This is a genomic window from Vibrio sp. Vb1337 (genome assembly GCF_033338715.1).
GTDB classification, from domain to species: Bacteria; Pseudomonadota; Gammaproteobacteria; order Enterobacterales; family Vibrionaceae; genus Vibrio; species Vibrio alginolyticus.
Window position 1 is genome coordinate 1 of record NZ_JAWOTD010000276.1, and the last position, 1,036, is coordinate 1,036.

Annotated in this window: 2 protein-coding genes; one reads left to right on the forward strand and one right to left on the reverse strand. The window is 42.8% G+C overall.

What is annotated here, in order from left to right; all coding sequences use genetic code 11:
- On the reverse strand, positions 1-175 hold a 175-nt coding region (locus R7E42_RS25600; protein ID WP_318073326.1), incomplete at its 3' end, for a GFA family protein.
- 160 nt (positions 176-335) lie between these two features.
- Here R7E42_RS25600 and R7E42_RS25605 point away from each other — a divergent pair.
- Positions 336-965 (forward strand): hypothetical protein, encoded by a 630-nt coding sequence (locus R7E42_RS25605; RefSeq protein ID WP_318073325.1) that lies wholly within the window; start codon positions 336-338, stop codon positions 963-965.
- Positions 966-1,036 lie beyond the last annotated feature (71 nt).

Here is a 1,036-nt window from a genome sequence, read left to right on the forward strand (position 1 = left end):
TGTCACCATCTAAAATGACCTGCTCTTTATCGAATTTGGCCTGGACACCAAAAACGCTGCCTGTTCGTTTCTGGCATTCAAAGCAGTGACAAATAGAGGTTCGCAGAGGTTCATCTTTACAGCGAAGTTGAACTAAGCCACAGGCGCACTCTCCGGTGTGAATTATGTTTGTCATCGTTATTACCTATCGATTGCCCACTAAACAGTTTATACCTAAATCCGCTCGAGTGATTTCACGATACTTGGTTCATCGAGATTTGAGTGTATGCGGTCATCCTATTGGAATTGGTATATACTCCGAACACAATTTTTAGAACAAAAACAAGGAAGTCGCCATGGCTCGCAGCAGAATTCTGCCAATTCCACTCATTCTTCTTATTCCTATCGTGCTATTAGCGATTGTTATCATTGCTGGTGTGTATCGCTTTAGCTTGTCTGATGATGAAATCATGGCCAAGTTTCCGCAAGCAGAGGTGCAATCTAACCCTATCGTTGCCGAAGGGTTGGGAGTGCAAGCGAAGAATCCGTGGACAATTCAAGTACCAGAGCAAAATGCCGTCTCTTTTTTAGAAGAGTGGGACAAGGAGAATGGCTACCTGATTGGTCAGTATGATGCAGGCGCGACAAAGGGGCAGGTTTTGGTACCGACCGCGTTTATCGCTCAACGTAAAATCAACAAAGAATTTTGGATTGCGGCGCCGATGATTGTTACGACTCAAGGCTCAGGGGCATTTTATTATGTTGGGTTATTTAAGTTTGATCCGATCCCGAGCCGAGTGGTGTTGCTAGACAGCGTGTTTATTGGTGATCGAGTTAAATTTGCTCAAATCAATTGGCAAACGGATACCAAAATTGCTATTTCATTCCTAACGCATGGCGAAAGTCAATCCATGGCAGATGAGCCAAATCAATCAAATTCAGCCACTCTAACCCGTGTAGGTAATAACCTACATATGCAACAGTGATGAATTTTTTTTGAGTTCTGTAAAAATTAAGTGTTTTCTGCGCTAGATCTCGAAATTTCATAGTGATTTCT